This window comes from Nostoc sp. UIC 10630 (genome assembly GCF_010747425.1).
Taxonomy (GTDB): domain Bacteria; phylum Cyanobacteriota; class Cyanobacteriia; order Cyanobacteriales; family Nostocaceae; genus Nostoc.
In genome coordinates this window covers 1-7,556 of the sequence record NZ_JAAGOG010000297.1, presented here as the reverse complement: position 1 = coordinate 7,556, position 7,556 = coordinate 1, and the positions used below count along the sequence as shown (strand labels likewise).

Here is a 7,556-nt window from a genome sequence, read left to right as displayed (position 1 = left end):
CTGCTCCCCTGCCCCTCTGCTTCTAGCGAAGGGATTGGAGATAAATTTATCTTGTGTTAATTCAGGGCGATTGAGATATTCTCGTGCCAGCCCCTCCCCACCAATATATAATTCGCCAGTAACACCAATAGGTACTGGTTGTAAACATGTATCTAATATATAAATTTGCGTGTTTGTAATGGGACGACCAATAGGAAAATATGTGGCTGATGGTAACTCTTTAACATAATAATAAGAAGAAAATGTTGTATTCTCTGTAGGACCATAAACATGAATTAAATACTTTGGCGCACCATGTTTAAGAACCTTTTTAACCCATCTTTTATCAACAGTCTCTCCACCAAACAGTAAGTACTGCAACGAAGTAAAAGCTTGTGGAACATCTCTGGCAATCTGTTGAAATAAGGCAGTAGTCAAAAACAGAATACTGATACCTTCTTCTCGTAGTTTTAATGAAAATTCGTGAGGCGATAGGGTTATATCTTTAGTAATTCCCACAAGTTGAGCGCCGTTAAGCAGCGGTCCCCAAATCTCGAATGTAGCTGCATCAAAAGAGGCATTTGAGGCTTGGGCGACTTTATCAGATGGTAATAATTTTATATAGTTCGTATTGCACACTAGCCGATTTACAGCTTTGTGAGGTACAGCAACTCCCTTGGGTTTTCCTGTAGAACCAGAGGTGTAAATAATATATGCTAAATTATTACTATTTAAATTGCTTTCGGGATTATCTTGCTTTTCTTGGGTAATAATTTCCCAGTCTTTATCTATAGAAATAATTGGTTTTGAGAAACCTTCAAAATGCTTGAGCAAGTTTTCTTGTGTCAGCAACACTGAAACTTGTGCATCTTCAAGCATAAATTTTAGGCGCTCTTGAGGATAACTTGAGTCTAATGGGACATAGACTCCCCCTGCTTTCAGAATACCCAACAATCCGACGATCATTTCTATAGACTGTGAAATACAAATGCCGACTAAAACTTCTGAACATACTCCGATTTTTTGTAAGTGGTGTGCTAGTTTATTGCTGCGAGTATTCAACTCTTGATAAGTCAGTTGCTCGTTAGCAAAGTTTACTGCTATAGAATCAAGATACTGCTGTACCTTTTCTTCAAACAATTGATGGATACACTTATCTTGAGAATAATCTGCTTGGGTGTTATTCCATTCCACCAATACCTGATGTAACTCCGCTTCACTTAATAACGGTAAATTTGCAATTCGTTCTTCTGGATTTGCAACAATAGCTGACAACAGATTTTTAAAATGTTCCACCATCCGGCTAATAGTAGCTTTATCAAATAAATCTGTGTTGTAAACCATTACACCTCGGAGACCTTCAGAATACTCCCAGTTTCCGCCCCATAAGCTCCTAAAATCCTCAGAACACTTCCACAGATGCAGTTCCAAATCAAAACGTGTTTTTTTCAAGTCAATATTCAGAAAGCTAGGTACTAATCCAGGCAGTTCTAGCGCTGACATTGGTGCATTCTGGAAACCAAACACCACTTGAAATAGCGGATGGTAGCTCAAGTTTCGCTCTGGATGCAGTTCTTCAACTAACTTTTCAAACGGCAAATCTTGATGGCTGTATGCTCCTAATGTTACCTCGTGTACTCTGCCTAATAGTTCTCGAAAAGTTGGGTTTCCAGATAAGTTGCTATGTAACACCAAACTATTGACAAAAAAACCAATTATTCCTTCAATTTCGCTGCGGTTACGATTAGCAATTGGCGAACCTACCGCGATATTTTCTTGGTGTGTATAGCGGTAAAGTAATGTTTTAAATACTGCTACCAATGTCATAAATAAGGTGACACCTTCTTGCTGTGACAACTTTTCTAGCGCATCAATTAGCTTGAGCGGTAACTCTAGAAATTGTGTTGCTCCTTGATAGCTTTGTATAGCTGGTCTTGGTTTGTCAATAGGCAAATGCAGTATGGAAATACCCTTTAGTTGCTCTCGCCAGTAAGCTAACTGGGTTTGAAGTACTTCTCCTTGCAACCACTCGCGCTGCCAGTGAGCAAAATCGGCGTACTGAAGAGGCAGTTCTAATAGAGGAGAAGGCTGGTTTTGTGCAAAAGCTGCGTACAGCGTTCCCAGTTCTCGAATCAGTACCCCCATAGACCAATCGTCGCAGATAATGTGGTGCATATTCAGTAATAGAATATGTTCTGTCTCAGAAAGGACGAGGAGTATTACTCGCAGCAATGGGCCGGAAGATAAATCGAAGGGATGTTCTATCTCTGCGGTAATAATGGACTTTGCTTTAATTTCTTGTTCATCATTTGGTAATTGCTGGAGGTCCAGTACAGAAAGAGGTATTGTTAAGTTGGGTGCAATAGCCTGTAGAGGTTGCCCATCCGACACAATAAAAGTTGTGCGTAAGGTTTCGTGGCGACGCACGATTTCGCTAAAAGTCTGTTCTAGTGCAACTAATTTCAGCAAACCTGTCAAACGAATTACTGTCGGCACATTGTAGATACCATTGTCGGTGATCAACTGGTCGAGAAACCATAGCCGTTGTTGAGCAAAAGATGCTGGAAAAACGAAGACTTCTTCAGAAGACATATTGATCCTTATTTTAAATTTTGTGCTTTCTCAATACAAGCTCTTACCTGTGCGGCAAGAATTTGGATATGGGGTTTTCTCAGCATAGTTAGGTGATTACCAGGAATATGATGAATTTCCGTTCCTCCTACAGTTAGCTGATCCCAACCCATACTCGGATCTTCCTTGGCAATGCTTGATTGAACCTTTGTTCTGAAAAGATTAATTCGTTTAGGGTAGGCTTGCGGAACGTAGTTAAGAACTGCTTGGCTATTGGCATAAAAAACACGAAGCATTGGACGAATTGCTAACTCGCTTAAAAGTCTTAACTTGGATTCTTCAGGTATAATGTTGACTGTGGCATCCTCTTTCCGAATGAAGTGAGAGAACAGATTCGTTTGGAGCCGCACAATTTTATTAAAATTAGTCAACCGAGAAGTTAAACTGTTAATTCGATTCTTGATGATAGCGATGATTAGATAAAAATAATCGAGGAAAAAGGGCCATATATATCGCGCAACTGTCGTCAGCAGAAACTTGAAACCACTAGCTAAAGAAGGTATATTGCCTGGAATTGGTGCTAAAGTGTCAAGCACAGCAAGTAAAGCCACTTCTTCCCCAGACTTTTTGAGTTGTTGAGCCATTTCAAAAGCAACCCAACCTCCAAAAGACCAACCTCCTAAAAAATAAGGGCCTTTAGGCTGTACTGTACGCAATGCTTCAATGTAGTGGGTAGCCATATCCTCAATGCGAGTTAATGGAAAACTTTTTCCGTCAAGTCCAATGGGTTGTAACCCATAAAATGGTTGATTTTTTCCCAAATTCTGAGCTAATTCGTAATAAGGGAAAACAACACCAAAAATTGGATGTATGCAGAAGAAAGGTGGACTTGAACCAGCAGGTTGAATCGGAACTAAGGGAGACCACGAGAGAGAATCTGCCTTTGAGGATAGAGCAGTTGCTAAACTTTCAATTGTCGGATTTAAAAATAAGGTAGATAACGGTAATTCGTTCTCAAACTGCTTGTGTATTTGCTTCAGGAGGCGTACAGTTAACAGCGAATCTCCTCCCAAGCCGAAGAAGTTATCGTAAATTCCCACACGCTCAATATTAAGCACTTCAGCCCAAATTTTTGCCAAACTTGATTCGGTTGGAGTCCGAGGAGCGATAAATGTTTTATCTCTTAAGCGGCTAGCCGGACTGTCGAGTTCTATTAGTGCCAGACGATCCACTTTACCACTAGCTGTTAGCGGCAGAGAATCTAGCATTACAAAAGCTTTGGGTATCGTGTATTCTGGTAATTTTTCTTTTAAGAATTTACGTAGTAATGACGAGAAATTTTGCGTCTCCACATTGGGAACAATATAAGCTACCAAGTACTTATCACCAGATACATTTTCTTTAACAATTACTACTGCTTTTTGCACACTCTGATGCTGACTCAGGACTGTTTCAATTTCTGACAACTCAATGCGGAATCCACGAATTTTTACTTGATTATCGATGCGTCCTAAAAATTCAATATTACCGTCCGGCCGATACCGAGCTAAATCACCTGTCTTGTAAAGTCGCGCTCCCTTTTTATCACTAAAGGGATTGGGAATAAAATTTTCAATAGTTAATTCAGGGCGATTGAGATAGCCTTGTGCCAATCCCTCACCAGCTATGTATAATTCGCCAATAATTCCAATTGGTAAAGGTTGTAAATATTTATCTAATATATAAATTCGAGTATTAGCAATAGGGCGACCAATGGGCGGTTTCTCACCCATAGTACTAATCTCTGCAACAGTTGACCAAACTGTTGCTTCAGTAGGCCCGTAAGCATTAAAAAACTGACGCTGAGAGTTCCACCAACGTTTGACAATATCATCGGTACAGGATTCGCCTGCACAGATAATAGTTTGCAATGCCGGCAGTGATTCTGTAGGTAGTACTGCTAATACTGCTGGCGGAAGGGTGACGTGAGTAATAGCTTTTTCGCGCAATAATTGGAGCAAAGTTTGTCCGGGTAGAAGGGATTCTTTGTTTGCTAAATAAAGAGTTGCTCCTGTTTGCAGTGCCATCACAATCTCAAAAATTGAGGCATCGAAGCTTAATGATGCGAATTGCAGAATGCGGTTAATCGGTTGTATGTTGAAAACGTCAATCTGAGATGCCGCTAAGTTAGACAATCCTTGATGTTGGAGCAAAACACCTTTAGGTTTTCCTGTTGAGCCAGAGGTGTAGATAACATAAGCTAGGTTGTCAGATTTTACAACACTGCTTGGGTTTTCTTTGCTGTGTTGTGTAATAGTTGCCCAATCTTTATCTATGTAAACTATAGACAAGAGATCCTCCCAACCCACGCCAGTCGCTCTACTTGGGGAGACCCCATCGCTTTTAGCGTCTCCCCTTGGGAGAAGACCGCGCTGGCTCCCCTTTAAAAGGGGGGCTAAAGAGCAATGAGTGAGCAAGATTGAAACTTGTGCATCTTCTAGGATGAAGTTAAGACGTTCTTGAGGTAGGCTCGGATCTAAAGGCAGGTATGCTCCACCTGCTTTGAGAATGCCTAATAGGGCGATGATCGCTTCTGGGGAACGCTCTACGCAAATACCTACTAAAACGCCAGGTACTACCCCCAATTTTTTCAGATAATGTGCAAGTTGGTTGCTGCGTATATTTAACTCTTTGTAGCTGAGTTGTTCATTGTCAAATACTAGTGCGTTTGCATCGGGAGTTTCCTGCACTTGTGCTTCAAATAAATGATGAAAACACTTGTTCTCTGGATAGTCTCGTTTAGTATCATTCCAATCAATTAATAACTCTTGTCGTTCTTGCACAGTAAGTAAAGACAAATCTGAAATCCGCTGTTCGGGATTGGCAACAATGCTTTCTAGCAGCGTTTGGAAATGTCCCAGCATTCGCGTAATGGTTTTGTCATCAAATAAATCGGTGCTATAAACCATTTGTCCTTTCAAACTTTCCAAGTCTTGCCACAAATGGAATTCTAAATCAAGTTTTGCAGTTTTGCTATCGAACTCAAATAGCGAAAGCGTTAACCCAGATAACTCTAGGGTTTCGATAGGAGTATTTTGTAGGCTAAATACAACCTGAAAAAAAGGATGATAGCTCAAATCTCGCTCTGGGTGAAGTTCTTCCACCAGCTTTTCAAAAGGCAAGTCCTGATGACTGTATGCTTCTAAAGTTACCTCTCGCACTCGATTCAACAATTCTCGAAATGTCGCCTTGCCTGAGAAATCTGTACGTAACACCAAGCTATTGACAAAAAAACCAATTAATCCTTCTAGTTCACTACGATTGCGATTAGCAATAGGTGAACCAACTGTAATATCCTCTTGCTGCGTGTAGCGATAGAGCAAAGTCTGAAACGCTGCCAGCATTGTCATGAACAAGGTAACGCCTTCTTGGTAGCTTAATGCCTCTAGCGCTTGAGTTAAAGAGTGTGGTAGATCTAAAAATTGTTTTGCACCTTTGTAGGTAGGAACTGCTGGTCTTATTCGGTCGGTGGGTAGATTCAGTACTGAAATCCCGTCTAATTGCTTTTGCCAATAAGCTAACTGGGTTTGTAGAGGTGAGGTGCCGTTTGCTCCCACTCCTTGTAGCCACTCCCGTTGCCATTGAGCGAAATCTGCATATTGAATAGGTAGTTCTGGTAGGAGCGTAGATACGGAGTAGCTAGTCGTCAGACATCGCTTATCCCCTGCCAAGGCTTTGTATAATATGCCCAATTCTTTAATTAGCACTCCAATTGACCAGCCATCGGCAACTATGTGATGTAGATTTAGCAGCAGCAGATATTCTGCTTCATCCAGTTGCAGTAGCTTTACTCGTAGTAATGGCCCAGTGGTGAGATTAAAAGGATGTTGAGACTCTTGGGTTACGATTTGTTGCACTCGCGTGTCGCGTTCTGGGCTGTCGAAATTGCGTAGGTCTATTAAGGGAAGAGGTATGGTTAAGCTAGGTGCGTTAGCGCAGCTTTCCGCAGGAATCGCCTGTACTGGTTGTTGCTCTACCATAACAAACCTAGTGCGTAACGTTTCGTGACGACGTACAATTTCGTTGAATGTCTGCTTTAAGGCGGTGAAGTTGAGGGAACCTGTCAAGTGAAGTGCTGTTGACACATTGTAAAATGGATTCCCCGGTGCTAACTGGTCGAGAAACCACAATCGCTGCTGGGCGAAAGAAGTGGGAAAAACGAAAACCTCTGCTTCCTCAGAAAAATTAAGTTCTTCATCATCTGTAAGACTACTGTAAATATACTGGCTCATAAGTGAATGGCAAACAGTTGTGGTGGAATTTGTGGAAACTTTTTTTCAGCCCATCTTGTTGTCAATGCTTCGATAGGAGTTTAGCTTTGAAGAACTTCTGATAGATTATCCATATTTTTTCAAGATAGTGTTCGAGAAAGGCATACTTTGATAGCAGAATTAGTCTTCAAAACAAGATTTCAAGACTTAGTTTTACTTGCTTAGTTATTTAAATTTTCAGAAATGAGGCACAACTTTTTCTTAATTACGATTTATACCAAAATTTTTCATATTTTTACTTAAAATAGACGTATTAACATAGAAAATAAAAGTATCTTACGAATAAGTTTTATTGACAAATTAGAAGATGTATATCAATCTTAAGGCATAGATCAAGCAGTAGGGCAAATGCATCCAACCGACCTTCCGCACCCTAAAGAACTCTTGCAAAAGTTTTTTGTGATATGATCAAGCATTTGCCAATTTGCGATTAGGACTTTGATTATGGGAGGAGGAAAAAGACTTATACAAAACGTCTTGCACACAAAATAATACAAGAGGTTTTAGAAAAAGATATTCACTGTAAATTAAGTCAGCATTCGAAATTCGGAAGTCGGAAGTGAATCAAGACTTGTCGGGTTGTTGGGGAAAGGGACTCATCTTAAATGGAAAAAAACCTGGTTCTTCGGTTACTTTTATGGAGAATTAATAGAAAAGTGCCAGTTTAATAAACTGCGTAATCTAAAATTTCTAAAG

The 7,556-nt window shown here is 40.4% G+C and carries 2 protein-coding genes; both read right to left on the bottom strand.

Annotated elements, in window-relative coordinates; translation table 11 throughout:
* On the bottom strand, window positions 1–2,571 hold a 2,571-nt coding region (locus G1O98_RS35475), incomplete at its 3' end, for an amino acid adenylation domain-containing protein (RefSeq protein WP_163938718.1).
* An 8-nt stretch (window positions 2,572–2,579) separates the two neighbouring features.
* Complete coding sequence (locus G1O98_RS35470) at window positions 2,580–6,821, bottom strand: non-ribosomal peptide synthetase (protein WP_163938715.1); 4,242 nt, start codon at window positions 6,819–6,821, stop codon at window positions 2,580–2,582.
* Window positions 6,822–7,556: the final 735 nt, after the last annotated feature.